Origin of the sequence: Lelliottia nimipressuralis (genome assembly GCF_004402045.1) — a bacterium.
Classification (GTDB): Bacteria; Pseudomonadota; Gammaproteobacteria; order Enterobacterales; family Enterobacteriaceae; genus Enterobacter; species Enterobacter chinensis.
Map to the genome: position 1 here is coordinate 471,566 of NZ_SOMG01000011.1, position 26,467 is coordinate 498,032.

At 47.9% G+C, this 26,467-nt stretch carries 28 protein-coding genes and 1 other annotated feature; of the genes, 16 read left to right on the forward strand and 12 right to left on the reverse strand.

Going from position 1 to position 26,467, the window contains the following annotated elements:
- The first annotated feature begins 35 nt into the window (after positions 1-35).
- From rfbA to E3U32_RS05445, 9 genes are all read left to right on the forward strand, one after another.
- Positions 36-917, forward strand: coding sequence for a glucose-1-phosphate thymidylyltransferase RfbA (gene rfbA, locus E3U32_RS05405; protein WP_129325195.1), 882 nt, complete (start codon positions 36-38; stop codon positions 915-917).
- Between the two features lie 128 nt (positions 918-1,045).
- Entirely contained in the window at positions 1,046-1,852 is an 807-nt protein-coding gene (locus E3U32_RS05410; RefSeq protein WP_134347935.1) for a glycosyltransferase family 2 protein, read from the forward strand.
- Positions 1,853-1,891: 39 nt separating this feature from the next.
- The gene (gene rfbC / locus E3U32_RS05415; protein WP_134347936.1) at positions 1,892-2,443 is read left to right on the forward strand and encodes a dTDP-4-dehydrorhamnose 3,5-epimerase; all 552 of its coding nucleotides are present in this window, start codon (positions 1,892-1,894) and stop codon (positions 2,441-2,443) included.
- Positions 2,440-2,835: a sugar 3,4-ketoisomerase gene (locus E3U32_RS05420; protein ID WP_134347937.1), complete on the forward strand. Its 396-nt coding sequence runs from the start codon at positions 2,440-2,442 to the stop codon at positions 2,833-2,835. Before rfbC ends, E3U32_RS05420 begins: the two co-directional genes overlap by 4 nt.
- Positions 2,836-2,851: 16 nt before the next feature.
- Positions 2,852-3,955 carry a DegT/DnrJ/EryC1/StrS family aminotransferase gene (locus E3U32_RS05425; RefSeq protein WP_134347938.1) on the forward strand — a complete coding sequence of 368 codons (1,104 nt, stop codon included), beginning with the start codon at positions 2,852-2,854 and terminating at the stop codon, positions 3,953-3,955.
- Positions 3,952-5,202: an O-antigen translocase gene (locus E3U32_RS05430; RefSeq protein ID WP_134347939.1), complete on the forward strand. Its 1,251-nt coding sequence runs from the start codon at positions 3,952-3,954 to the stop codon at positions 5,200-5,202. Before E3U32_RS05425 ends, E3U32_RS05430 begins: the two co-directional genes overlap by 4 nt.
- A 141-nt stretch (positions 5,203-5,343) precedes the next feature.
- Positions 5,344-6,513, forward strand: a complete 1,170-nt coding sequence (locus tag E3U32_RS05435; protein ID WP_134347940.1) for a hypothetical protein — start codon at positions 5,344-5,346, stop codon at positions 6,511-6,513.
- Between the two features lie 15 nt (positions 6,514-6,528).
- Entirely contained in the window at positions 6,529-7,434 is a 906-nt protein-coding gene (locus tag E3U32_RS05440) for a glycosyltransferase family 2 protein (protein WP_134347941.1), read from the forward strand.
- Complete coding sequence (locus tag E3U32_RS05445) at positions 7,427-8,323, forward strand: glycosyltransferase family 2 protein (protein WP_134347942.1); 897 nt, start codon at positions 7,427-7,429, stop codon at positions 8,321-8,323. The genes E3U32_RS05440 and E3U32_RS05445 overlap by 8 nt, the downstream gene beginning before the upstream one ends.
- Before the next feature lie 96 nt (positions 8,324-8,419).
- Here E3U32_RS05445 and E3U32_RS05450 read toward each other — a convergent pair whose 3' ends face one another.
- Positions 8,420-8,875 (reverse strand): acyltransferase, encoded by a 456-nt coding sequence (locus tag E3U32_RS05450; protein WP_134347943.1) that lies wholly within the window; start codon positions 8,873-8,875, stop codon positions 8,420-8,422.
- Between the two features lie 129 nt (positions 8,876-9,004).
- Here E3U32_RS05450 and gndA point away from each other — a divergent pair, with 129 nt between their 5' ends.
- On the forward strand, positions 9,005-10,411 hold the full coding sequence (gndA, locus tag E3U32_RS05455) for an NADP-dependent phosphogluconate dehydrogenase (RefSeq protein WP_134347944.1): 1,407 nt from the start codon (positions 9,005-9,007) through the stop codon (positions 10,409-10,411).
- Positions 10,412-10,638: 227 nt separating this feature from the next.
- Entirely contained in the window at positions 10,639-11,805 is a 1,167-nt protein-coding gene (gene ugd / locus E3U32_RS05460) for a UDP-glucose 6-dehydrogenase (protein ID WP_134347945.1), read from the forward strand.
- Between the two features lie 52 nt (positions 11,806-11,857).
- Here ugd and E3U32_RS05465 read toward each other — a convergent pair whose 3' ends face one another.
- On the reverse strand, positions 11,858-12,862 hold the full coding sequence (locus E3U32_RS05465) for an NAD-dependent epimerase (RefSeq protein ID WP_134347946.1): 1,005 nt from the start codon (positions 12,860-12,862) through the stop codon (positions 11,858-11,860).
- 193 nt (positions 12,863-13,055) lie between these two features.
- On the opposite strand from E3U32_RS05465, the gene wzzB reads away from it, so the two are divergent.
- A complete protein-coding gene (gene wzzB / locus E3U32_RS05470) occupies positions 13,056-14,036 on the forward strand; it encodes an LPS O-antigen chain length determinant protein WzzB (RefSeq protein ID WP_134347947.1) in 981 nt (326 codons plus the stop codon).
- Between the two features lie 37 nt (positions 14,037-14,073).
- Here the strand turns inward: wzzB and hisIE are convergent, their stop codons facing one another.
- The 9 genes from hisIE to hisL all read right to left on the reverse strand — a co-directional run bounded on the left by hisIE (position 14,074) and on the right by hisL (position 21,289).
- On the reverse strand, positions 14,074-14,685 hold the full coding sequence (gene hisIE / locus E3U32_RS05475) for a bifunctional phosphoribosyl-AMP cyclohydrolase/phosphoribosyl-ATP diphosphatase HisIE (RefSeq protein ID WP_134347948.1): 612 nt from the start codon (positions 14,683-14,685) through the stop codon (positions 14,074-14,076).
- Entirely contained in the window at positions 14,679-15,455 is a 777-nt protein-coding gene (hisF, locus tag E3U32_RS05480; RefSeq protein ID WP_134347949.1) for an imidazole glycerol phosphate synthase subunit HisF, read from the reverse strand. The genes hisIE and hisF overlap by 7 nt, the downstream gene beginning before the upstream one ends.
- Positions 15,437-16,174 (reverse strand): 1-(5-phosphoribosyl)-5-[(5-phosphoribosylamino)methylideneamino]imidazole-4-carboxamide isomerase, encoded by a 738-nt coding sequence (gene hisA, locus E3U32_RS05485; RefSeq protein ID WP_134347950.1) that lies wholly within the window; start codon positions 16,172-16,174, stop codon positions 15,437-15,439. The genes hisF and hisA overlap by 19 nt, the downstream gene beginning before the upstream one ends.
- Entirely contained in the window at positions 16,174-16,764 is a 591-nt protein-coding gene (gene hisH / locus E3U32_RS05490; RefSeq protein WP_134347951.1) for an imidazole glycerol phosphate synthase subunit HisH, read from the reverse strand. Before hisH ends, hisA begins: the two co-directional genes overlap by 1 nt.
- Positions 16,764-17,831, reverse strand: coding sequence for a bifunctional histidinol-phosphatase/imidazoleglycerol-phosphate dehydratase HisB (gene hisB / locus E3U32_RS05495; RefSeq protein ID WP_134347952.1), 1,068 nt, complete (start codon positions 17,829-17,831; stop codon positions 16,764-16,766). Before hisB ends, hisH begins: the two co-directional genes overlap by 1 nt.
- Positions 17,828-18,889: a histidinol-phosphate transaminase gene (gene hisC / locus E3U32_RS05500; RefSeq protein WP_134347953.1), complete on the reverse strand. Its 1,062-nt coding sequence runs from the start codon at positions 18,887-18,889 to the stop codon at positions 17,828-17,830. Before hisC ends, hisB begins: the two co-directional genes overlap by 4 nt.
- A complete protein-coding gene (gene hisD / locus E3U32_RS05505) occupies positions 18,886-20,190 on the reverse strand; it encodes a histidinol dehydrogenase (protein WP_134347954.1) in 1,305 nt (434 codons plus the stop codon). Before hisD ends, hisC begins: the two co-directional genes overlap by 4 nt.
- 5 nt (positions 20,191-20,195) lie before the next feature.
- On the reverse strand, positions 20,196-21,095 hold the full coding sequence (hisG, locus tag E3U32_RS05510; RefSeq protein ID WP_028018500.1) for an ATP phosphoribosyltransferase: 900 nt from the start codon (positions 21,093-21,095) through the stop codon (positions 20,196-20,198).
- Between the two features lie 45 nt (positions 21,096-21,140).
- Positions 21,141-21,263, reverse strand: a sequence feature (His leader region).
- Positions 21,239-21,289 carry a his operon leader peptide gene (gene hisL, locus E3U32_RS05515; protein WP_001364200.1) on the reverse strand — a complete coding sequence of 17 codons (51 nt, stop codon included), beginning with the start codon at positions 21,287-21,289 and terminating at the stop codon, positions 21,239-21,241. (Overlaps the previous feature by 25 nt.)
- A 175-nt stretch (positions 21,290-21,464) precedes the next feature.
- Here hisL and E3U32_RS05520 point away from each other — a divergent pair, with 175 nt between their 5' ends.
- From E3U32_RS05520 to E3U32_RS05535, 4 genes are all read left to right on the forward strand, one after another.
- Entirely contained in the window at positions 21,465-22,289 is an 825-nt protein-coding gene (locus E3U32_RS05520; protein WP_134347955.1) for an SDR family oxidoreductase, read from the forward strand.
- Between the two features lie 41 nt (positions 22,290-22,330).
- Positions 22,331-23,260, forward strand: a complete 930-nt coding sequence (locus E3U32_RS05525; RefSeq protein WP_134347956.1) for a LysR substrate-binding domain-containing protein — start codon at positions 22,331-22,333, stop codon at positions 23,258-23,260.
- A gap of 218 nt (positions 23,261-23,478) precedes the next feature.
- Positions 23,479-23,541, forward strand: a complete 63-nt coding sequence (gene yoeI / locus E3U32_RS05530; protein WP_099458931.1) for a membrane protein YoeI — start codon at positions 23,479-23,481, stop codon at positions 23,539-23,541.
- The gene (locus E3U32_RS05535) at positions 23,531-24,889 is read left to right on the forward strand and encodes an APC family permease (RefSeq protein ID WP_166790905.1); all 1,359 of its coding nucleotides are present in this window, start codon (positions 23,531-23,533) and stop codon (positions 24,887-24,889) included. The genes yoeI and E3U32_RS05535 overlap by 11 nt, the downstream gene beginning before the upstream one ends.
- A gap of 122 nt (positions 24,890-25,011) precedes the next feature.
- Here the strand turns inward: E3U32_RS05535 and sbcB are convergent, their stop codons facing one another.
- Positions 25,012-26,448, reverse strand: coding sequence for an exodeoxyribonuclease I (gene sbcB, locus E3U32_RS05540; protein ID WP_435659341.1), 1,437 nt, complete (start codon positions 26,446-26,448; stop codon positions 25,012-25,014).
- Positions 26,449-26,467 lie beyond the last annotated feature (19 nt).

The window sequence follows — 26,467 nt, forward strand, 5'->3', positions numbered from 1 at the left end:
GGGAAAGGGCATCTCATGAATATAGAGATGATGAAATGAAAACGCGTAAAGGTATTATTCTGGCGGGTGGCTCTGGTACTCGTCTGTATCCGGTAACTATGGCTGTCAGCAAACAATTATTACCTATTTATGATAAGCCGATGATTTACTATCCACTATCAACACTGATGCTAGCTGGAATTCGGGATATTTTAATTATTAGTACTCCTCAGGATACTCCGCGTTTTGAACAACTCCTGGGGGACGGCAGTCAGTGGGGGCTTAACCTACATTATAAAATTCAGCCAAGCCCTGATGGTCTTGCTCAGGCCTTCATTATTGGTGAAGAATTTATCGGCAATGATGATTGCGCTCTGGTTTTGGGAGACAATATATTCTATGGACATGATCTGCCAAAATTGATGGATAGCGCTGTAAATAAAGAGGGAGGCGCGACGGTTTTTGCATACCATGTGAATGATCCTGAACGCTACGGCGTTGTCGAATTCGATAAGAGTGGTACGGCTATCAGCCTCGAAGAGAAACCTCTGGAACCGAAAAGTAATTATGCGGTAACGGGGCTCTATTTTTATGATAACAGTGTCGTTGAGATGGCGAAGAACTTGAAACCGTCAGCACGTGGTGAGTTGGAAATCACAGATATTAACCGTATCTACATGGAACAAGGTAAACTTTCGGTTGCCATGATGGGACGTGGCTACGCATGGCTGGATACAGGGACTCACCAGAGTTTGATTGAAGCGAGTAACTTCATCGCTACAATCGAAGAGCGTCAAGGACTGAAGGTTGCCTGTCCTGAAGAAATTGCCTATCGTAAAGGCTTCATTAATGCTGAGCAAATAGCTCAATTGGCGAAGCCCTTAGCAAAAAATAATTATGGGAAATATCTTCTAAAAATGATTGATAAAAAATTCTAATAACTCATTTTCTCAAACAATAAAGAAAGTAGTGGTGCTGTCACATTTTTACATGAGCATGTGAATGAATTTTTAAATTAGACAGAATTACTATAATTAGAGCAGCAATGAGGAAGTGTGGGGATTATATGCATTTTAGTGTGTTAATGTCGCTCTATGACAAGGAGAAGCCTTCCTATTTGGAAGAGTGTCTTGAAAGTTTGGCAAATCAAACGGTAAAAGCGGATGAAATCGTTCTTGTTTATGATGGTCCTATCAACACAGCTTTAAGCACAGTAGTTGATAGATGGTCAATGTCATTACCTATCAAGATTGTAGCATTAAAAAAGAATGTTGGGTTAGGGCAGGCGTTAAATGAAGGAATGAAACATTGCACCTATGATTATGTCATGCGGATGGATACGGATGATATATGTCAACCAACTCGTTTCGAGTTACAATCTGCATTTATGGAGTTGAACCCTGATATTGATATTTCAGGAAGTTGTATCCGTGAGTTTATAGGTGATAAAAAGAATATCGTATCAGAAAGAAAAGTTCCGCTTTCTAACGAAGAAATCAAAAAATTCGCCAGGCATAAAAATCCGTTTAACCATATGACTGTCATTTTCAAAAAATCCAGTGTTCAGTCTGTTGGAGGATACCAGCACCATTATCTTATGGAAGATTATAATTTATGGTTGAGGTTACTAGGGAGTGGATTCAAAGCTGGCAACCTGGACGAATCTCTGGTGTTGGTCAGAGTCGGAGCAGATATGCTGGTTAGGCGACGCGGACTGAAGTATGTTTCAAGTGAGTATAGACTTGCTCAAATTAAAAGAATTACTGGTTTTCAAAATATGTTAACTTCTCACTACTATTTTATTTTGAGAAGCATTCCACGGCTATTGCCATTATGGGCTCTTAAGCGAATATATAATATTACACGAAAATAGTACTCCCTCCGCGAGTTACTGATTTAGATAGAGGCTTTGATGAAAATTTCTAATACTTCGCTCAGTGGTGTTCTGATTATCGAACCTCGAGTATTTCATGATGAAAGGGGCTATTTCTTTGAGAGTTTTAACGAAAAAAAATTCAAAGATAATATAGATCCTAATGTCAGTTTCAAACAAGATAATCAGTCGAGATCTGTTAAAGGGGTTTTGCGTGGATTGCACTATCAAGAAACCCCTTTTGCCCAAGGGAAACTTGTTAGATGCGTTACAGGTCAGGTTTTTGATGTGGCTGTTGATATCCGCAAAGAATCATCTACTTATGGGCAATGGGTAGGTGTTATTTTATCAGAAGAGAATAAAAGACAGCTTTGGATCCCGCCTGGATTTGCACACGGTTTTTTAACGCTTAGTGAGCATGCAGAATTTCTTTACAAAACTACCAATTATTACTCTCCGACACATGAACGTTGTATAAAATGGGATGATAAGGACTTGAATATAGAATGGCCGAAAATGGAATACATCATTTCTGAGAAAGATCAGGACGGTTCAACATTTGCTTCATTAAATATTCAAGGTAAAAAATGAAAATCAATTTTATCCCACTTCAAAAGCATGGTGATGATCGCGGTTCATTAGTTGCTTTAGAAGAAGAAAATAATATCCCATTCAGTATTAAAAGGGTTTACTACATCTTTGATACTAAGGACGGTGTTCGTAGAGGTTTTCATGCGCACAAAAAATTAAAACAGGTTGCGATCGCTGTAAAAGGGTCATGTCGTTTTCTTCTGGATGATGGGGCTGAGCGGATTGAAGTTGTGTTGGATAACCCAGCGCAGGGGCTACTCATTGAATCATGTATTTGGCGTGAGATGTATGATTTTTCGAGCGATTGTGTTCTGATGGTATTAGCTGACTGTCATTATGACGAAAATGATTATATTCGTGATTATGACGATTTTTTAAAGCAAGCAAGATAAATATTACAGGTTTATTATGATTAATTTTCTGAATTTAAAAGAAGTAAATGCCAGATACAACGAAGAGCTTAAAAATGCCTGCGCTAAGGTGATTGATTCTGGCTGGTATATTATGGGTGAGGAATTACAAAAATTTGAGAAGGACTTCTCATGCTATTGTAATGTTAAACATACAATTGGTGTCGCAAATGGTTTAGATGCACTCATTCTAATCTTTAAAGCCCTAAAAGAATTAGGAAAGCTGAAAGATGGTGATGAAGTTATCGTTCCAGCTAATACCTATATAGCATCGGTTCTGGCGATCACTGCGAACAATCTTAAACCTGTACTTGTCGAACCCAATGTGGATACATTCAATCTCTCACCTCAGAATGTTCTCTCCGCCATCACAGAGAAGACAAAAGCGATATTACCAGTGCATTTGTATGGACAATTGTCTCCAATGCCTGAAATCATGGAGATTGCAAAAGAATTTGATTTACTCGTCATCGAAGATAGTGCGCAATCTCATGGGGCAAATATTAATGGTAAAAAATCTGGGAGCTGGGGTATAGCGTCAGGGTTTAGTTTCTATCCTGGAAAAAATCTGGGTGCTCTGGGCGATGCGGGTGCAATTACTACCAATGATGATGAATTAGCAGATGTACTCCGTGCTTTAAGAAACTATGGTTCTCAGAAAAAATACGAGAACATTTATCCTGGAGTTAATAGTCGCCTTGACGAGATTCAGGCTGCAATGCTATCTGTTAAACTAAAATATCTTCCTCAAGAAACTATTCGCAGACAAGAGATTGCAAAAATTTATATCGAAAGGATTTCTAATAGTTTGATCACAGTGCCGACAGTAACCTTTGACTCTGCACATGTGTGGCATCTTTTTGTTGTGAAGTGTGAATACAGGGAACAGTTACAGGAATGGCTGACTAAAAATAATATTCAATCATTAATTCACTATCCAATACCACCTCATAAGCAAAAAGCATATGCGGAACTAAACGGCATGAATTTGCCTGTGACTGAAAAAATTCATAATACTGTATTATCTATACCTCTTGATCCAACAATGTCAAACCTTGATGTAGAAAAAGTTATCGATGCTTTAAATGAATTTACTGTATGAAAAAGTTGTTAAAGGTTACGGCAATGACAGGGTCATTAACATTATTAAAAATGTTAATTGGCTTTATAATTGCTAAAATAGTCGCGATCTACACTGGGCCATCAGGTATGGCCCTTTTAGGCCAAATACAAAGTCTGGTAAATGCATTTAATGGTGTTATTAATGCACCTGTTTCAAATAGCGTGATACGTTATACCGCTGAGCACCATGAAGATGGCTATGAAGCATGTAGCCCATGGTGGCGAGCTGCTTTATTTTGGATGTTAGCATTATATATCATTTTACTACCAATTGGATTGTTTTTAAACCACTATCTATCACAATGGTTATTTGGTGGGACTGAATATCAATGGGTTATTTATTTAGCAGTATTCGTTTTGCCCTTCACTGCTACTGGGACCTTAGTCAATTCTGTCATAAATGGACTGCAGAATTATAAACTCTATGTCTTTTTGGGAATAGTCTCTGTTTCTGTTTCTGGAGCGGTTATGATAGCGCTAATCATTAGATGGAATATTGATGGTGCTCTGATAGCTGCAGCTTTGCAATCGGCATTGATAGGCATTTCACTGATTGTTATGAGCATTAAGCAGCCATGGTGTAGATTCAGCCTATGGTTTGGTAATATTGATAAAAAAGCATTGGCTGACACATGGGGATATATTGTGATGGCAATCATCACTGCTATCGCCATGCCAGTGGCATTGATGCTTATTAGAAACTTGCTGGTAGCTAATGAAGGATGGGCCGCTGCAGGGATGTGGCAATCCGTGTGGAAAATATCAGAAGTGTACTTGGGGGTATGTACCATGGCGCTTAGTGCTTATTATCTCCCAAGATTGTCTAAAATAAGTGATTATTATTCGATTAAACATGAGATTTGGAATACAGCCAAAATAATAATACCGATTGTAATAATTATGGCCGTTACCATTTATCTGTTACGTGATGCGGTCATAACTGTTTTATTCACTGAACAATTCAGGAACGCAAGAGATTTATTTGGCATTCAACTTATGGGGGATGTCGTTAAAATAGCAAGCTGGCTTTATGCATTTCCTATGATAGCTCGAAATGCAACAAAATGGTTTGTTGCAAGTGAGGTGTTTTTTTCTGCAACGTTGGTTGTGCTGAGTTATTATTTTATACTGCATTTTGGAATTCAGGGCGCTAATATAGCTTATTTATTGAACTATACTCTCTATTTTATTTTTGTTGTGACAAATTTAAAAAGAATTTCTAGCTGAGTAAATCTACTTATGGATAATGGCCAGTTTTTAGATCTATTATACTCGAACCTCACGTTATATTTGTCTTTGTTGGGTCTGATTTTCATAGTTTATTATGCATGGTTTGGTAATAAAGTTAGGCATGTTGCAGACCCTCTCATGATTGGTTTTGTTGCACAGGTTTTTTCCTGTTCAGTTGTTTTATTGTTAGAATTTACCTCAGAGCTAGATGATTTTTATTTCTATTCTTTTTTATATACTGAGGTTATGTTTTTAATACCATTATTTTTTATGCGGAAAAATTATGTTAAGATTAATGATGATTCCCATGAACGCTTTCTGGCTTACAAACGTTGGAATTATGGTTACTCCAGTTTTTACTATACAACTACTATTTTACTCATCATAACGAGTATATATTATTTTGCTATTGTAGGTATTCCAATCTTAAATCAATTATCGAGGTTGGATACAAATGAATCAGCTGGAATTATTTCATGGTTTACCGATGTCTACTGGGTTTGTTTCCCAGCTATGGTAGCTATTAAGAGATATGTTTACCGTAGGAAAAGTTTTGTCGACTACGTGCTATTATTACTTTGTTTTGTATGTTTGCTGGTTAAAGGGGGGAAATCTGATTTCTTCTTTATGATTGTATCCTTATTTTTAGTTAAGGAAGTATATCAAATACGCGAATTAGAGAAAGTCGTAAAGATACTATCATATATATCTCCTTTAATAATTCTGGGGTTGATGGTTGTTATTTTCAGTGTTTGGGGAGCCAACGGCAGTGTGGTTTCGGCCTTTTTTGAGCGTTTTGTTTTATTTGGTGATGTTTTTTACCAGGGCTATAGCAAACCATTTATGGATTCGTTACCAAAGAATATTTATGTCTGGGATTATTTTTTTGGTGGTACAATAAACAAATTGTCTATGATTCTTGGTTATCCGGTCAAAGACAAAGTTATTTTTGGATACGAGATTTCAAAATTTTATTATAATATTGACAGTGGAATTGGTCCCAATGCGAGACAGAACATTCTTGGGTTATATTTGTTTGGGCCATATTTTTGTGGTGTTTTTTCCTTTGTTTTAGGGCTAATATATTTGGCAATAAGACGAGGAACATTTTTAGTAAATAACCGAACAAGAGCGTATTCCTTAAGAGTTGTGTTCTATATCATATTTTGTACCTATTCTTGCTATTTGTTCATCGATCCAACTTTGACATGGGGTTTGTATTTAAAAACAACATTCGTGTTTATTTTTCCACTTATTGTGTCGCTATTTAATCAATCTATATATAATAGGCGATTAAAAGGTGAGTGATCTATATAAAATTCGATGATGAATAAGAAAGCTATGAATTCTCTATCTGTTATAGTTCCACTGTATAATCAAACACTATATGTTGAAGAGTGTCTCAATGCATTAAACAAAATTAATAATCTAGATGTTGAAGTGATTATTATTGATGACTATTCACAAGATACATCTTTAGAACGGGTATCGACCTGGATTGAGAGAAACATCGATACAAAGCTAAATGTTCGTTTTTATAAAAATGAATCTAATCTTGGTATATGTCGAACTTTAAATAAAGGAGTTAAATTATCTACTCATAACATTATCTACATTTGTGCCGCTGATGATTTTCCATTGTCAGATGTGATTAATAATAAAGTGCGTTTACTTAATGAGTCAGATTATGATGCAATAATAAGTGATGTCATGATTATTGATGAAAAATCCCAAATTGTCTTAAAAAGTGGATTTAAAGATTATTTTCATGCCTGTTCAAAAGCCCTTGAGAGCTCTAAATTCTTGGCTGGAGAAGTTATTACTAATTGGTGCATTCCTGGCCCATGTCTGCTAATAAAAAAAGACGTATATAATCAGATTGGCTTTTATAATGAATCACTGATCGCTGAAGATCGAGATTTTTATTTGAGGTTATTTAGACATGCTAAAGTTCTCTTTGATTCAGAGAGAGTAGCTGCGTATAGAGTGCATTCTTCAAATATTTCTAAAAGTACAGCCTTTAGAAATAACATGAATTTAGAAATACGCAAAATAAATTACAGTTATGCGTCTGAATGGCAAGGGATATATTACCTATACCTCAAAAGTTATGGGTTGAGTCTCATGTCAGAATCTAAGTTTGGTATATTATATTCGATGCTTGGGAGCATCATTCGTAAGATTTTACGAGCTATATTTATATTGAAGGTATATTTCTCTCATGGATAATAAAGTCTGCGGAGTGGTGGTTACATATAACCCAAATATTAATGATCTCCAAGTCTTAATTGACTCGATGACTTCACAAGTTGATGAGATAATTATTGTTGATAATGGCTCCAGTACTGATTTCAGCGCCCTACATATACCCGATAAATTGCATTTTGAATTCTTAAATGAAAATGCTGGTATCGGAAGAGCACAAAATATAGGTGCTCGATTAGCAATTAAAAATGATTGCAAATTTGTTTGTTTTTTTGATCAAGATAGCCGTTTAGAACCTAAATTCATTTCAAGTCTGAAAGATGCCTATTCAGATCTTACCCAGCAAGGTATTAAAGTTGGAGCACTGGGACCTCTAATTATTGATGAAAGATCAGGGAAAAAATTCCCCTTTTATCGTTACACAACGTTTAAACGTATAGTGGTTAGCGCAGACGAAAATGAAAAATATATTGAAACTCAACAATTAATATCATCGGGAACTTTTTTTTGCGTTGATATATGGTCTTCTGAGTCTGAAAACCATGAGGGATTTTTCCTTGAATATGTTGATACCGATTGGTGTTTACGGTTATCACAAAAGGGCTATAAATTATTTGGTGTAACTAAAGCTCATTTAATCCACAAACTCGGTGATGACCGTAAAAAAATATTGAATGTTTTGGAGGTACCAATACATTCAACATACCGATATTTTTATGTATTCCGTAATGGCGTTTATTGTAGTTTCTACAGGAAGTTTCCATTTAGTTGGAGTTCATATAACATATTTAGACTAATATCTTTCTATTTTATCATGTTAATACTTAAGAAAGATAAGTTAAGATTTACTAAATATGTGGCTCAGGGGATTTATGACGGTGTCAGAAAAAATTTTTCAAGAAAATTAAAATAGTAGAATGCAATTATAAGTTGATCTAAAAAATAAATACGCCGAGAGCAGTATTATGAGTAATTGGTTCAGAATTGTAAATTTCTGAACCATTTACTTTTACAGGTAACGCACGATTTTTCCTGGATTACCAACTATCACTGCATTGTCAGGAACATCTTTCGTTACTACGGTGCCTGCACCGATCATGCTATTCGCACCTATTGTTATTCCTGGTAATATGGTTGAGTTAGCACCAATTGATGCCCCCTTTTTAATCCAGATTTTAGGGTACTCTGTACAAAATTTCTTTGATCTTGGGAATTTATCATTTGTAAAAGCCACACAGGGTCCAATAAATACATTATCTTCGATCCTTGTGCCATCCCAAATATAAACTCCAGATTTAACAGTTACATTGTCACCAATGATAACATCATTCTCAATTAATGTATGAGCACATATATTGCAGTTTTTACCAATTTGTGCATTTTCGAAAATTACCGCAAACTGCCATATGGTAGTGTTATGACCAATTTGTGTTGATTTAACATCACTTAGATTATGAATTTTCATTTACAAACCTTAAAGTTAACTCGTAATTATTAAAATAATACTGCAGAATGCTTCCTATTATAATCTATCTAAGATAGAATTTACATATTCTGCTCGCTCAATAATAATGTTATCTGACAGGAGTATGTAATGTCCAAGCAACAGATCGGCGTTGTCGGTATGGCAGTGATGGGGCGCAACCTAGCGCTCAACATCGAAAGCCGTGGTTATACCGTCTCCGTTTTCAACCGCTCCCGTGAAAAGACCGAAGAAGTGATTGCCGAAAATCCAGGCAAGAAACTGGTTCCTTTCTACACGGTTCAAGAGTTTGTTGAATCGCTGGAAACGCCTCGTCGTATCCTGTTAATGGTTAAAGCGGGCGCTGGCACAGACGCAGCCATCGATTCCCTCAAGCCATATCTGGAGAAAGGCGACATCATTATTGATGGCGGTAATACCTTCTTCCAGGACACCATTCGTCGTAATCGTGAACTGTCTGCTGAAGGCTTCAACTTCATCGGTACCGGTGTTTCCGGTGGTGAAGAAGGCGCGCTGAAAGGCCCATCTATTATGCCTGGTGGTCAGAAAGAAGCTTACGAGCTGGTTGCTCCAATTCTGACCAAAATCGCAGCTATCGCTGAAGATGGTGAGCCATGCGTGACCTATATCGGTCCGGACGGAGCGGGTCATTATGTGAAGATGGTGCACAACGGTATCGAATACGGTGATATGCAGCTGATTGCAGAAGCATATTCCCTGCTGAAAGGTGGCCTGAACCTCTCTAACGAAGAGTTGGCTCAGACCTTCACCGAGTGGAACAAAGGCGAGCTGAACAGCTACCTGATCGACATCACCAAAGATATCTTCACTAAGAAAGATGAAGAGGGTAAATATCTGATTGATGTGATTCTGGATGAAGCCGCGAACAAAGGTACCGGCAAATGGACCAGCCAGAGCTCGCTGGATCTGGGTGAACCGCTGTCTCTGATCACTGAATCCGTCTTTGCGCGTTATATCTCTTCCCTGAAAGAGCAGCGCGTTGCGGCATCCAAAGTTCTGTCTGGCCCACAGGCCAAACCAGCAGGTGATAAAGCCGAATTCGTTGAGAAAGTGCGTCGTGCACTGTACCTGGGTAAAATCGTTTCTTACGCGCAGGGCTTCTCTCAGCTGCGCGCGGCGTCAGACGAGAACAACTGGGATCTAAACTACGGGGAAATCGCGAAGATCTTCCGTGCTGGGTGCATCATTCGTGCACAGTTCCTGCAGAAAATTACCGATGCCTACGCTGAAAACGCCGGTATCGCTAACCTGCTGCTGGCACCGTACTTCAAGAAGATTGCGGACGAATACCAGCAGGCGCTGCGTGATGTGGTTGCCTACGCAGTACAGAACGGTATTCCGGTTCCGACCTTCTCTGCTGCAGTAGCCTACTACGACAGCTACCGTGCGGCTGTTCTGCCTGCTAACCTCATTCAGGCACAGCGTGACTACTTCGGCGCGCATACCTACAAGCGCACCGATAAAGAAGGCGTATTCCATACCGAATGGATGGAATAAGTTAACGCACTCGCTGATATCCCAACCCGGAGTCCGTCTCCGGGTTTTTTTTATGCAAAAACTGCCGCCTTATATTCGAAGTAGTCTGAATCTCATCCCACTCGAAGTGATTACTCCTGGTTTGCCTTGACAGTTCTGTTTGCCAGGAGGTACAAAGCCCAACAGTTATGTTTACCGCGATGGTCTGGCGGCCATCAGTACAGTTAACTCACAGAAGTCATTAGCGAATGAAAATAACAATTTCCGGAACAGGGTATGTCGGTCTCTCTAACGGCATTTTGATTGCTCAGAATCATGAAGTGGTTGCACTGGATATCGTGCAGGCCAAAGTGGATATGCTTAATCAGAAAAAATCGCCGATTGTCGACAAAGAAATCCAGGACTATCTCAGCAATAAGCCGCTGAACTTCCGCGCCACGACTGACAAAGAAGATGCATATCGCGATGCGGATTACGTCATCATTGCGACGCCTACTGACTACGATCCTAAAACCAACTACTTCAACACCTCAACTGTAGAAGCGGTGATCAAAGATGTTATCGCGATCAACCCTGATGCGGTGATGGTCATTAAATCGACCATTCCTGTCGGTTTTACCAAATCCATTAAAGAAAAGTTTGGTATTGATAATATCTTCTTCTCGCCGGAGTTCCTGCGTGAGGGGAGAGCGCTTTACGATAACCTGCATCCTTCGCGTATCGTCATTGGTGAACGCTCTGAGCGTGCCGAGCGCTTTGCCGCGCTGCTTCAGGAAGGGGCACTGAAGAAAGATATTCAGGTGTTGTTTACCGATTCAACTGAAGCTGAGGCAATCAAACTCTTTGCGAATACCTATCTGGCAATGCGAGTGGCTTATTTCAATGAGCTCGACAGCTACGCAGAGAGTCTTGGGCTGAACACCCGTCAGATTATTGAAGGGGTGTGTCTCGACCCGCGCATTGGGAACCATTACAACAACCCTTCATTTGGCTACGGCGGCTATTGCCTGCCAAAAGACACGAAGCAGCTGCTGGCAAACTATCAGGCTGTGCCAAATAACCTGATTTCGGCGATTGTTGATGCTAACCGTACGCGTAAAGACTTCATCTCTGATTCTATCCTCGCGCGTCAACCGAAAGTGGTCGGCGTATACCGTCTGATTATGAAGAGTGGTTCCGATAACTTCCGCGCCTCTTCAATTCAGGGCATCATGAAGCGCATCAAAGCGAAAGGGGTTGAGGTTGTCATTTATGAACCGGCCATGCAGGAAGATCAGTTCTTCAATTCCCGCGTGATCCGCGATCTGGATGCTTTTAAGAAGGAAGCGGATGTCATCATCTCAAACCGCATGGCTGAAGAACTGGCTGACGTAGCGGATAAAGTGTATACCCGCGATCTGTTCGGTAGCGACTGATTCTCTGCTTTATCCTGTAAAAAACCCGGCTGATTTGCCGGGTTTTTTATTTTCAGACCTTATAGAAATCGCGGTACCAGTCGACGAAGTTCTTCACACCATCTTTAACCGAGGTTTGCGGTTTAAATCCGATCGCGTCATAAAGTGGCTGGGTATCGGCGCTGGTTTCCAGAACATCACCTGGCTGAAGAGGCAGCATATTTTTCTCGGCTTTTTTACCCAGAGCATCTTCCAGCGCGGTGATATAATCCATCAGTTCTACCGGTGAACTGTTACCGATGTTGTAAACACGGTAAGGCGCTGAGCTGCTTGCAGGTGACCCGGTCTCAACGGTCCAGTTTGAGTCAGGCTGGGGAATAACATCCTGCAGGCGAATAATCGCTTCTGCAATATCATCGATGTAAGTGAAGTCGCGCTTCATCTTACCGTAGTTATAGACATCGATGCTTTTGCCTTCAATCATTGCCTTCGTAAATTTGAATAGCGCCATGTCCGGGCGTCCCCACGGACCGTACACGGTAAAGAAGCGCAGGCCGGTAGTCGGCAGATTGTAGAGATGCGAATAGGTATGCGACATCAGCTCATTGGCTTTTTTGGTTGCAGCGTACAGTGAGACAGGGTGGTCCACGGAATCTTCAGTGGAGAATGGCATCTTGCGGTTGAGGCCATATATGGAGCTGGAAGACGCATAAAGTAGATGCTGAACGTGGTTATGCCGGCAGCCTTCAAGCACGTTGAGGTGGCCAATAAGGTTGGCTTCCGCGTACACGTGAGGGTTTTCCAGAGAGTAGCGTACGCCCGCCTGTGCAGCCAGATGAATCACGCGATCGAACTTCTCGCGCGCGAAAAGCGCTGCCATACCTTCACGGTCGGCTAACTCCAGCTTGTGGAAGGTGAAGCTCTCGGAATTTAGCAGTTCCAGTCGCGCCAGCTTCAGATTGACATCGTAGTAGTCATTCAGATTATCAATACCGACAACCTGATGACCAGCCTCAAGGAGGCGTTTACTGACATTTGCACCGATAAAACCTGCTGCACCCGTTACCAGAAATTTCATCTCTTCCCTCATAAACCTATCTTCTTACTGATGCCATAGCGCATCACATGGTGTCTATGATAGCGCGAAGGGCGCAAGTTACATAACCCATCTTTCCGATATTACTCATCGGATTCTTATAGAAAAATCGCCAGCAATAGATAAACTATACAAACATAATTACGTTTGCCCTTTTTCATCTGTTAGGGATTGTATGTCGCAAAACAACTATAGCCAGGTCAACAGAAGCAATGACCCAGAGCAAATTGATTTACTTGATTTAGTGCTGCAACTGTGGCGTGGGAAGTGGATGATAGCAACCTTTGTTATTGTTTTTATTGCCCTGGCTATTGGATATCTGTCTGTAGCGAAAGAAAAATGGACCTCAAGTGCGATCATTGCGCAACCTGATGCCGCCCAGATAGCGACCTATTCAAATGCATTGAATATTCTCTACGGTAGTGCTGCACCCTCTATGCTTGACATTCAAACGCGCGCGATTGGCCGTTTTAATTCTTCATTCTCGGCATTATCTCAGGCGCTAGAGAATCAGGAAGATCCTGAAAAACTGACTATAGCGCCGACCACGACTGGACAGCCGCTCCCGTTGACTGTTTCCTATACTAGTACATCTGCAGAAGCGGCTCAGAAGCAGCTGGCGCAGTACATTCAGCAAGTCGATGAGCAGACCGCCAAAGAACTAGCCCTTGATCTTAAGGACAATATCAAGGAGCAGATCAAGACACTGAACGACTCTCTGGTAAATCAGGAGAAGGTCGCTCAGGAGCAGAAAGATCTACGTATCAAACAGATCGCTGAGGCGCTGAAGAATGCTGAAGCCGCGAAAATTACCTCTCCACAGCTCCAGCAAACTCAGGATGTCACGCAGGAAACGTTATTCCTGCTGGGAAGCGAAGGGCTGAAGTCGATGATTGACAATGAAGCTTCCCGTCCGCTGATCTTCTCAAGCGCGTATTATCAGACCAAGCGAAATCTGTTTGACATCCAAAACTTAAACGTAAACCCGGACACTATCCACGTCTATCGTTACGTGATGAAACCGGATCTGCCAGTCCGTCGTGACAGCCCGAAAAAAGCTGTTATTTTGGTCCTTGCCGTGTTGCTTGGTGCAATAGTCGGTTCTGGCGTCCTGCTGGGTCGCAACGCTTTACGTAATTACAAACCAAAAGCCTGATTTGCAGTTAAAAAAACCGGGGAAATCCCCGGTTTTTTTATTTGTGACGCTTACGAAGATTCTCTATCACCGCCGTCAAATCCAACTCCTGATCCTGCAGCAGCACCAGCAGGTGATACATCAAATCAGACGCTTCATTGGTCAGCTCTTCGCGGTCATGCACCGTCGCGGCCAGCGCAGTCTCAACGCCTTCTTCCCCCACCTTCTGGGCGATACGCTTGGTTCCGCTGGCGTACAGCTTCGCGGTGTAGGAGCTCTCAGGGTCCGCCGTTTTACGCTCTGCGAGCAGCTGTTCCAGTTGATACAGGAACAACCACTGGTGGCTTGCCTCACCAAAGCAGCTGCTGGTGCCTTTATGGCAGGTTGGGCCAATCGGATTGGCCAGTACCAGCAGGGTGTCGTTATCGCAGTCGGGGGTTATGCTCACCACGTTCAGGAAATGGCCCGAGGTTTCCCCTTTGGTCCACAGACGCTGTTTCGTGCGCGAGAAAAACGTCACTTTGCCGCTGTCGATCGTTTTCGCCAGCGCGTCCTGGTTCATATACCCCAGCATCAGCACTTCGCCTGAAACGGCATGCTGTACAACCACCGGCAGTAATCCGTCAGTTTTTTCCCAGTCCAGCTGCGCCTGTTGTTGCTCTGTTAACATACCCTGATCTCCACGCCCTGGCCGGCCAGGTACGTTTTTAACTCACCAATATTGATAATCTGTTTGTGGAACACGGACGCGGCCAGCGCGCCGTCAACGTTCGCGTCGCGGAAGGCTTCCAGGAAATGTTCCATGGTGCCCGCGCCGCCGGAGGCAATCAGCGGTACGTGGCAGACCGCACGGACTTTTTTCAGCTGCTCGAGGTCATACCCGTTACGCACACCGTCCTGGTTCATCATGTTCAACACGATTTCACCCGCGCCGCGCTTCTGCACTTCCTGCACCCAGTCGAGCGTTTCCCACTGCGTCACACGCGTACGGCTCTCATCACCGGTATACTGGTTGACGTGGTATTTGCCCGTTGCTGCGTCATACCAGGTGTCGATCCCAACGACAATACACTGCACGCCAAAACGATCGGCGAGACGGGTAATGAGCTCCGGGTCAGCCAGGGCAGGGGAGTTGATGGAGATCTTGTCTGCACCAAACGAGAGAATTTTGGCTGCATCGTCAGCTGACTTGATCCCACCCGCCACGCAGAAGGGAATATCAATCACTTCCGCCACGCGCGCTACCCAGCTTTTATCGACCACACGGCCATCGCTGGAGGCGGTGATATCGTAAAACACCAGCTCGTCTGCGCCTTCCTCAGCATAGCGTTTTGCCAGCGGAACGATGTCGCCAATGATCTCGTGGTTGCGGAATTGCACGCCTTTCACCACCTGACCATCGCGTACGTCAAGACAAGGGATTATCCGTTTTGCCAGCATTGAATCGCCTCCGTCACAGTAAATTTTCCTTCAAGCAGAGCCCGTCCTACAATCACACCCTGCACGCCCGTTCCGCGCAGCGCGGCAATATCTTCCAGATCGCCAATTCCACCCGAAGACTGGAAGGCCACCTGCGGATAACGCGCGCAGACCTCTTCATACAGCGAGACGTTAGAGCCCGCCAGCGTACCGTCGCGGGAGATATCCGTGCACAGCACATGCTTCAGGCCAACGGGAAGATACATCTCGACCAGCGCTTCCAGCGTCACCCCGGAGTTCTCCTGCCAGCCGCTGACTGCCACCTGTTTATTACCCTGTTCATCAATACGCACGTCCAGCGCCAGCACCAGCGCGTCGGCGCCAAAGCGGCGGAACCAGCCTTTGACGGTCTCAGGATCTTTCACCGCGGTTGAACCGACCACCACGCGCGCCACACCCGCTTCCAGCAGCGCCGCGACGTCATCTTCAGTGCGCACGCCACCGCCAACCTGTACCGGCACATCAACGCCGGCAACCAGATTTTTCAGCAGAGGGATCTGGCGTTTCGCCGGATCTTTCGCGCCGGTCAGGTCGACCAGGTGCAGCACCTCAGCGCCCTGCGCCGCATAGTCCTGCAGGCGCGGCAGCGGGTCGTTCCCGTAGTCTCGCTGCTGCCCGTAATCGCCCTGATGGAGACGGACAACCGTGCCGTCAATTAAATCTAAAGCGGGAATAATCATCACATCTCCAGGAAATTTTTCAGCAGCTGCGCGCCTGCGGCGCCAGAGCGCTCGGGGTGAAACTGTACGCCGAAGAAGTTGTCTTTCTGTACGGCCGCCGTAAACGCCTCGCCGTAGTTGCACTGGGCGATCGTATTTGCGTTCACCGGCATGGCGTAGCTGTGAACGAAGTAAAAATACGCGCCGTCTTCAATGCCGCGAAACAGGCGGTCGCCCGCTTTGGCGTACACGCGGTTCCAGCCCATATGTGGCAGAGGCAGGCCGTGGTCGGTCATTTTCGGCACGTTTTCGTCAATAATGCCCAGCAGGTTAACGCCGTTACTCTCTTCGCTGCGGCGGCCAAGAAGCTGCATTCCTAAGCAAATCCCCAGCACCGGCTGGGTACAGGCTTTGATAAGATCGACCAGCTCGCGCTCATGAATCTGATCCATCGCCGCCTGCGCGGTACCTACACCCGGCAGGAATAACTTGTCGGCGCGCAGCACCACGTCCGGGTCACGGCTGACCACGGGCTCATAGCCGTGGCGCGCGATGGCCGACTTTACGGAGTTCAGGTTGGCGCATCCGGTATCCAGAATCACCACATTCATTACAGCACTCCTTTCGATGAAGGCAGGGCGTCACCTTCCACGCGAATCGCCTGGCGAAGGGTACGGCCGAAGGCCTTGAAGAGACTCTCCACGCGGTGGTGGTCGTTCTTGCCCTTGGTCTTCAGGTGTAGCGTCAGGCCCATGGTGTAGGACAGTGAACGGAAGAAGTGCTCCACCATTTCGGTGCTAAGGTCGCCAACGCGCTGGTAGGTAAAATCGGCTTTATATTCCAGGTGCGGACGCCCGGAGATGTCCATGGCGCAGCGCGCAAGGCACTCGTCCATTGGCAGAACGAAACCAAAACGGTTAATACCGCGCTTATCGCCGAGCGCCAGCTTCAGCGCTTCACCCAGCGCCAGGCCGGTATCTTCCACGGTGTGGTGATCGTCAATGTAAAGGTCGCCTTTCACCGCGATCTCCATGCGAAAACCGCCGTGGGTGGCAATCTGGTCCAGCATGTGGTCGAAGAAACCGACGCCGGTGTGGATCTTGCTGCCGCCTTCACGGTCCAGCCAGACCTTCACATCTATCTGCGTCTCTTTAGTGTTGCGCTCAACGTGGGAGTAGCGGTCACGTTTTGTCAGCTGCTCACCAATCTTCGCCCAGTTAAGGCTGTTGCGGTCATAGCGCAGCCCTGCGATGCCCATGTTTTCCGCCAGCGTAATATCGGTGATACGGTCGCCGATGACATAGCTGTTGTTTTTATCCAGCATATCCTCTGCCAGATAGCGCTCTACCAGCTTCACCTTTGGCTTACGGCAGTCACACTCATCGGCTGGCATGTGCGGGCAAATCAGCACCTCATCAAATACCACGCCCTGAGAGGTCAGCACCTGCATCATCAGATTATGCGGGCCGTCAAAGTCCGCCTGCGGGAAGCTGTCGGTGCCCAGACCGTCCTGATTGGTGATCATCACCAGCTTAAAGCCTGCTTTTTGCAGCTTAAGCAGCACCGGGATCACGTCTGGCTCAAACGCCAGCTTGTCGAAACGATCGACCTGAAAATCAGCTGGTGGCTCCGAAATAAGGGTGCCGTCACGATCGATAAAAAGGATCTTCTGGGTCATACATTCTCCGCTTTCAGGGCGTCAATCACGCGCTGGCTCTCTGCACGGGTGCCTACGGTAATACGCAGGCAGCCGCTCAGGGAGGGTTGTTTATTCTGGTCTCGCAAGATAATGCCCTGATCCCACAAAGATTTAAATACGGCACTGGAGGCAGTGAAGCGCACCAGGATGTAGTTGGTTTCTGAGTCGAACACCTGCTCCACACAAGGAATATCCTTCAGCGCAGTCACCAGATACTGACGTTCCACGAGGATTTGCGCTACACGTTCGCGCATCGCGTTGATCCCCTGCGGGGTCAGCGCCTGTGCCGCAATATCGGCAACCGGCGTGGAGAGAGGGTAAGGGGCGATAACTTTCAGCAGCAGGTCGATGACCTCTTTATTCGCCAGGGTGAATCCGCAGCGCAGACCCGCGAGGGCGAAAGCCTTCGACAGCGTACGCAGCACAACGAGATGCGGATACTCTTCCAGCCAGCCTGCCAGCGTCGCCTGCGGGCAGAACTCGATATAGGCTTCATCGGCCACCACCAGGGCTTTACCGCGGGTCATCTTCAGTAGGGTGCGGATATCCTGCGGGTTGATAATCTGCCCGGTCGGGTTGTTCGGACTGCAGACAAACACAACTTTTACGCCTTCGAGATTGTCGGCAATACCCTGAAGATCCAGCTGCCAGTTGTCCAGCGCCTGCACGTTGCGGCATGCCACGCCGAAGGTTTCCGCGCTGACGCTGTACATGCCGTAGGTCGGCTGGCAGTACATCACAGCGTCTTTGCCCGGCTCGCAGAAGGCACGGATCAGCAGTTCGATGCCTTCGTCTGCCCCACGGCTGACCAGCACCTGCTCAGGTTTTACCCCCGCGTACTGCGCGTAGTTTTCGATAACCGCTTTCGGCTGACATTCCGGATAGCGGTTCAGCGTTTGCTGCGACAGCTCAAATTGCACTGCCGTCGGGAATTCATTGGCGTTCAGCCAGACATCCCCTTTGCCCCCCAGACGACGTGCAGACTGGTAAGGCGTCAGGCGACGGACATTTTCGCGGGCTAACTCTTCAATGCTCATGCTTGCTCCTTCAGGGCTGCAACGCGCAGCGTAACGGCATTTTTGTGGGCAGTCAGGCGCTCGGCGGCAGCCAGCGTCTCAATGGTGGAGGCCAGTGAGGCAAACCCTTCGCGGGAGAGTTCCTGCACGGTCATGCGTTTCTGGAAATCCGCCAGTCCCAGGCTGGAACAGGTTGAGGTATAGCCATACGTCGGCAAAACGTGGTTGGTGCCGGAGGCGTAATCGCCCGCGGATTCCGGTGACCAGTCGCCGAGGAACACCGAGCCTGCACTGGTGATGCTGTCGACCAGATCGCGCGCGTTGCGGGTCTGAATAATCAGGTGCTCCGGGCCGTACTGGTTGGAGATGGCAATGCACTGCGCCAGATCGCGCGCCACAATCAGGCGGCTGGCAGATAACGCCTGACGTGCCGTTTCGGCGCGAGGCAGGTCGGCAAGCTGGCGCTCGACGGCTTCGCCGACGCGCGTTGCCACATCGGCATCCGGGGTCAGCAGGATCACCTGCGAGTCCGGGCCGTGTTCCGCCTGAGAAAGCAGGTCGGACGCCACGAAATCCGGCGTTGCGCCGCTATCGGCAATGACCAGCACTTCAGACGGGCCGGCAGGCATGTCAATTGCCGCGCCGTCCAGACGCTGGCTGACCTGGCGCTTGGCTTCCGTCACGAAGGCGTTGCCCGGGCCAAAAATTTTGTCGACCTTAGGAATGGATTCGGTGCCAAACGCCAGGGCAGAAATCGCCTGCGCGCCGCCCACTTTATATACCGCCTGCACGCCACAGAGTTTTGCCGCGTAGAGAATCTCATCGGCAACAGGTGGCGGGGAGCAGAGCACCACTTTCTGGCAACCGGCGATACGCGCCGGGGTGGCCAGCATCAGGACGGTGGAGAACAGTGGGGCTGACCCCCCTGGAATATAAAGCCCCACAGACGCGACCGGACGGGTCACCTGCTGGCAACGCACGCCGGGCAGGGTTTCGACATCCACGGTCTGAAGCTTTTGCGCGGTGTGGAAGGTATCAATGTTTTTCACCGCGACGGCCATCGCCTGCTTGATGTCATCACCCAGACGATTGCTGGCATCAAGGATTTCCTGCTCGGTCACCCTCAATGCGCCGACGTCCGTCTTATCAAATTTTGCACTGTACTCACGCAGCGCGTCATCGCCACGGGCTTTGACGTTATCAAGGATCTCCGCCACGGTGCGTGAAATGCTTTCGGAGGCGGAAATCGCCGGGCGCATCAGCAGCTCGCGCTGCTGCGCTTCGCTACACGTATTCCAGTCGATGATTGTGTTAAAACCCATGGCCGTTACTCCATCATCTTCTCAATTGGCAGCACCAGGATAGAGCTTGCCCCCAGCGCCTTCAGTTTTTCCATGGTTTCCCAGAACAGGGTTTCGCTGCTGACCATGTGCATCGCAACGCGCTGTTGATCGCCCGCCAGCGGCAGGATGGTTGGGCGCTCAGCGCCCGGCAGCAGGGCAATCACTTCATCCAGACGTTCGGTTGGAGCGTGCATCATGATGTATTTGGATTCACGCGCCTGAATTACACCCTGAATACGGGTCAGGAGTTTGTCGATCAGCTGTTGCTTGGCGTCGGCCATGTCGCCGTCACGCTGAATCAGGCACGCTTTGGAACGGTAGATGACTTCCACTTCGCGCAGACCGTTTGCTTCGAGCGTTGCGCCGGTAGAGACAAGGTCACAGATGGCGTCCGCAAGACCCGCACGCGGCGCCACTTCAACAGAGCCGTTCAGCAGGCAGGATTTAAACTGCACGCCTTTCTGGTCCAGGTAACGTTTTAACAGGTGAGGGTAGGAGGTAGCGATACGTTTGCCGTTCAGCGCGGCCGGGCCGTCCCACGCTTCATCAACCGGCGTTGCCAGCGACAGGCGGCAGCCGCCGAAGTCCAGGCGACGCAGGGTGAAGTAACGCGGGTCTTCACCCTGAGCGCGGCGAGTCAGCAGCTCTTCTTCCAGCACGTTTTCACCGATGATGCCGAGGTCAACGACGCCATCCATGACCAGGCCGGGAATGTCGTCATCACGCACGCGCAGAATGTCGATGGGCATGTTTTCAGCCAGAGCAATCAGGCGCTGGGTGTGCAGGTTAATTTTAATCCCGCAGCGGGCCAGCAGTTCGCGTGAATCGTCACTCAAACGGCCTGATTTTTGAATAGCTATGCGTAAACGTGAGTTATCTAACATTCTTTATTCCTCGTTAACCTGTTTTAATCTGTCTAAATTCGATCCAAAAAAAAGCCCCCGGAAGAAGATCTTCCGGGGGCTTTTCATGCGTTCATGCACCACTGGAAGATCCAAACGTCTTCCAGCACACATCGCCTGAAAGACTAGTCAGGATGATGGTGATGATGGTGGTGTTTAAATTGAACGCGTGTCATATAAATTCTCGATGAATGCTTATTCATTTGATGTCTTTTAACCTAAACCAGTTGTACGACATATTGCAAGGGCTTTTTTTGATCATTAATTCATTTCATATTGATGCTATGAATTGTGTGTTCTGCAGGGCTGGCGTAGCCTTATAAAAGACGAGTAAGAGTCAGGAGAATTCGCATGAAAAAGGTCGCGATTGTCGGTTTAGGATGGCTGGGAATGCCGCTGGCGATGTCATTAGCCGCGAAAGGCTGGCAGGTGACCGGGAGCAAAACCACGGCGGATGGGGTAGAGGCAGCGCGCATGTGCGGTATTGACGGCGTTGAGCTGCGCCTTGAGCCGCAGCTGGTGTGCGATGCTGACGATCTGGACACGCTGATGAACGTCGATGCGCTGGTGATAACCTTACCCGCCCGGCGCAGCGGGCCGGGCGAGTCATTTTACCTGCAGGCGATGCAGGAGATTGTCGACAGCGCGCTGGCGCACCATGTTCCGCGCATCATTTTTACCAGTTCGACCTCGGTCTACGGTGAGGTTGAAGGCGTAGTGAAAGAGAGTTCCGAGCGCCGTCCCGTCACCGCGAGCGGGCAGGTCCTGAAAGAGCTGGAAGACTGGCTGCATAATCTTCCCGGCACGCAGGTTGATATCGTTCGTCTGGCGGGACTGGTTGGCCCCGGGCGTCATCCGGGACGTTTTTTTGCCGGGAAGTCTGCGCCAGACGGCCAGCACGTCGTCAACCTGGTGCATCTTGGCGATGTCATTGGCGCGATTGAGCTACTCTTACAGGCTCCGAAAGGTGGACACATCTATAATATATGTGCACCGTCTCATCCGGCGCGCAGCACGTTTTACCCGCTGATGGCGCGCCAGCTGGGCCTGGCGCCACCGGTTTTTGGTGAGGCAAAGGATGACAGTAAAGGCAAAGTTGTTGATGGCAATCGCATTTGTCATGAGCTGGGGTTTGAGTATCAGTATCCCGATCCGCTGGTGATGCCCATGGAATAAGTCCCGCAGCGGAGACGATCGCGTACCGGAAGGGGGCGAATATGAAACCGCTGCTGGATGTTCTTATTATTCTGGATGCCCTGGAAAAAGAGGGGAGCTTTGCGGCTGCGTCGGCAAAGCTCTTTAAAACTCCTTCGGCGCTGAGCTATACCGTCCAAAAACTGGAAAGCGATCTCAATATCCAGATCCTCGATCGCTCCGGGCACCGCGCACGGTTTACCCGAACCGGACAAATGCTGCTGGAAAAGGGACGCGAAGTCCTACATACCGTTCGCGAACTGGAAAAACAGGCCGTCAAACTCCATCAGGGATGGGAAAACGAGCTGGTTATTGGCGTGGATGATACCTTTCCTTTTTCTCTCCTGACGCCGCTGATTGAAGCCTTCTATCAACACCACAGCGTGACCCGGCTTATCTTTATCAACGGCGTGCTGGGGGGCTCCTGGGATGCCTTAACCCAGGGCAGGGCGGATATTTTTGTCGGCGCACTCCATGAACCACCCCAGTTGAGTGATTTTGGGTTTGCCCGTCTGGGCGTGCTGGAGCAGGTGTTCGCGGTGGCACCCCATCACCCGCTGGCTCAGGAGCCAGAGCCCCTAAACCGACGCGTGATTAAGGGCTATCGCGCGATAGTGGTCGGAGACAGTTCTCGTCCTGAATGTGCGATTTCCTCGCAGCTGCTTGATGAGCAAGAAGCCATTACCGTTTTTGACTTTAAAACCAAGCTGGAACTGCAAATAAGCGGTCTGGGCTGCGGCTATTTACCCCGCTATCTGGCGCAGCGGTTTATTGATAGCGGTGCGCTTGTTGAAAAACAGGTACTTGCTCAAAGCAGTAATGAATCGGTGTGGGTCGGCTGGAATGAACAAACTGCCGGGTTGGCCAGCGCCTGGTGGCGGGACGAAATTTTAGCAAATAGTGCTATCGCCGCCGTTTACTCTCAGCCCGACGTCCAGAAATCAGCCAGTTAGCAAAAAGAAAATTGTCCCGTGCTTTGCAAAGTATTGCCTTTTGTATCCGATGTGGGGCAAAATGCCGGCGCTGCAACCAAATGAATAATCGACGATATAAAAGGCGTCGGTTATTTTTTTTTGCATGTACGAAACGAAACTAAAACCAAGAGGCCGGGCTTCGTACCGGATAGATATTTACTAAAATCCGACAGTTGTTGTCGCTGAGGAAGAAAGAAATGGGGCAATTTTTCGCTTACGTGGCGGTTATCACCGTAAAGGAGAATAACTATGTCGCATAACGCAACTCCAAACACCTCTCGCGTGGAATTACGTAAAACGCTTACGTTGATTCCGGTTGTTATGATGGGCCTGGCCTATATGCAACCAATGACGCTGTTCGATACATTCGGTATCGTATCGGGCCTCACCGACGGTCACGTTGCGACGGCGTACGCCTTCGCGCTGATCGCGATCCTCTTTACCGCGCTGAGCTACGGAAAACTGGTCCGCCGTTTCCCGTCTGCAGGCTCCGCGTACACCTATGCTCAGAAATCCATTAGCCCTGCAGTCGGGTTTATGGTGGGCTGGTCATCTCTGCTGGACTACCTGTTTATGCCGATGATCAACATTCTGCTGGCAAAAATTTACTTTGAAGCGCTGGTGCCTTCCGTGCCGTCGTGGATCTTCGTTGTGGCGCTAGTGGCCTTTATGACCATTTCTAACCTGCGCAGCATCAAGACCGTGGCTAACTTTAACACCCTGATTGTGATTCTGCAGATGGGCATTGTGGCGGTTATCGTTGGCCTGATCATCTACGGTGTTTCTCACGGTGAAGGTGCCGGCACGCTGACCAGCACGCGTCCATTCTGGTCTGAGGGTGCACACGTGGTGCCGATGATCACCGGTGCGACGATTTTGTGCTTCTCGTTCCTTGGTTTTGACGGTATCTCTTCTCTGTCAGAAGAGACCAAAGACGCTGAGCGAGTGATCCCGAAAGCGATTTTCCTGACCGCGCTGATTGGCGGCCTGATCTTCATCGGGGCTTCCTACTTCCTGCAGCTGTACTTCCCGGACATCTCTCGCTTTAAAGATCCGGATGCGTCGCAGCCTGAAATCATGCTGTACGTTGCGGGTAAAACCTTCCAGTGGGGCGTGCTGATTTTCTCCAGCGTAACCGTACTGGCGTCCGGTATGGCGGCACACGCAGGTGTTTCTCGTCTGATGTACGTTATGGGCCGCGATGGCGTGTTCCCGACTCGTTTCTTCGGTTATGTGCATCCAAAATGGCGTACGCCGGCGTGGAACGTGCTGCTGGTTGGCGCAATTGCTCTGCTGGCGATTAAATTTGACCTGGTGACGGCAACTGCGCTGATTAACTTCGGTGCGCTGGTGGCGTTCACCTTCGTTAACCTCTCTGTGATCTCGCAGTTCTGGATCCGTGAGAAGCGCAACAAAACGCTGAAAGACCATTTCAACTATCTGGTACTGCCTGTGTGTGGCGCGCTGACAGTGGGCGCTCTGTGGATTAACCTGGAAGAGAGCTCTATGGTTCTGGGTCTGATCTGGGGCGGTATCGGTCTGGTTTACCTGGCCTGCGTCACGAAGAGCTTCCGTAACCCGGTTCCTCAGTACGAAGACGTTGCGTAATACCGTGTCGGGTGGCGGCTACGCCTAACCCGACCTACAAAACCCGTAGGCCCGCGTAAGCGCAGCGCCACCGGGCAAAAAAAACCGGAGACTATCGCCTCCGGTTTTTTTATCTCTGAATTTCAGACTATCTCTTGTGCGTACTTGAACAACGCTTTCAGCAGCGCCTGCTTCTCTTCATTCCCTTCGTATTGGCCGTAAAGCATCTCCAGCTCCTGTGCGTAGTTGTGCAGATACTCTGGCGTAAACACGTTGCGACGATGCTGCAGCCAGCGTTCCTGCTCTGCTTCATCCAGCGTGCCGGGGTAGTTACGCGCGCGGTAATTAAACATCAGTTTTTCGATGCGTTTATCGGCGAAAGTGATATCCAGCGCCGGTAAGTTACGCGGCTCGGTTTGCAGCACGATATTCATGGCCGCGCGATCGGCATCGCTGAAGAACCCGTTGTACAGCTGGGCATCCACGTTTTCTGACGGCACGAACGGCTCGGCTTCGGCAAAGATGGCGACCACTTTCTCACGCACCTGCGGCTTTTCACGCAGTACTTTCAGGTTATCGAGGCAGTGCTGTCGGTTAATGCCCAGTCTGTCGGCATCTTCCGGGCGCAGCGTATTCGCCTGCGCCAGTACCGGGCATTTATTGATATGCACCAGTTTGACCGGCACCGCAGGCAGATCGCCGAGTTCATTTTTCGGGGTGTACAGCCGTTCGCGCAGGGTATCGCTGTCGAGCTCCAGCAGCGGCGAAATATCGCCGGCTAAATCCACCATGATGACCGCATTACGGTTGTCCGGATGCCACGCCAGCGGTGCGACCCAGCTGGTATTGCCGCGCCAGGCGCCAAACATGCCGGAAATATGCACCAGGGGTTTCATCTGCGGTACGTCGATAAGGGTCATGAGCTTCTGCTTGCTGCGATGGCTTAGCAGATACTCAAACAGCCGGGGCTGAGCGGCTTTCACCAGCCTCGCCATGGCAATGGTGGCATAGACGTCCGCCATCGCGTCGTGGGCATTGCTGTGCTCGATACCGTTGGCTCGCGTCAGGTGTTCCAGCCGGAAGCTCGTCAGTCCTTCCTCATTTTCCGGCCAGTTAATGCCTTCAGGACGCAGCGCATAACAGGCGCGCATGATGTCGAGTAAATCCCAGCGCGAATTACGGTTTTGCCAGCTCCAGGCATAGGGATCGTAGAAGTTGCGATAGAAGATGTTGCGCGTCACTTCGTCATCGAAACGGATGTTGTTGTAACCGACCACGCAGGTATGGGGGACGGTGAACAGATCGTGGATGCGGCGGGCGAATTCTGCCTCGCTAACGCCTTTTTCCCGCGCTTCCTGAGGCGTGATCCCGGTGACCATGACCGCGCCCGGCTGCGGGAGGTAGTCATCAGCCGGTTTGCAGTAGAAGACCTCAGGCTCGCCAATGATGTTGAATTCGTCGTCGGTACGGATGGCGGCAAACTGCGCCGGTCGGTCCAGCGCCGGGTGAGTGCCAAAGGTTTCGTAATCGTGGAACAAAAAAGTCGGGCGTGCGGCAGAGTCAGACACCAGTAATACCATCCTGTTAAAAAATGACGTC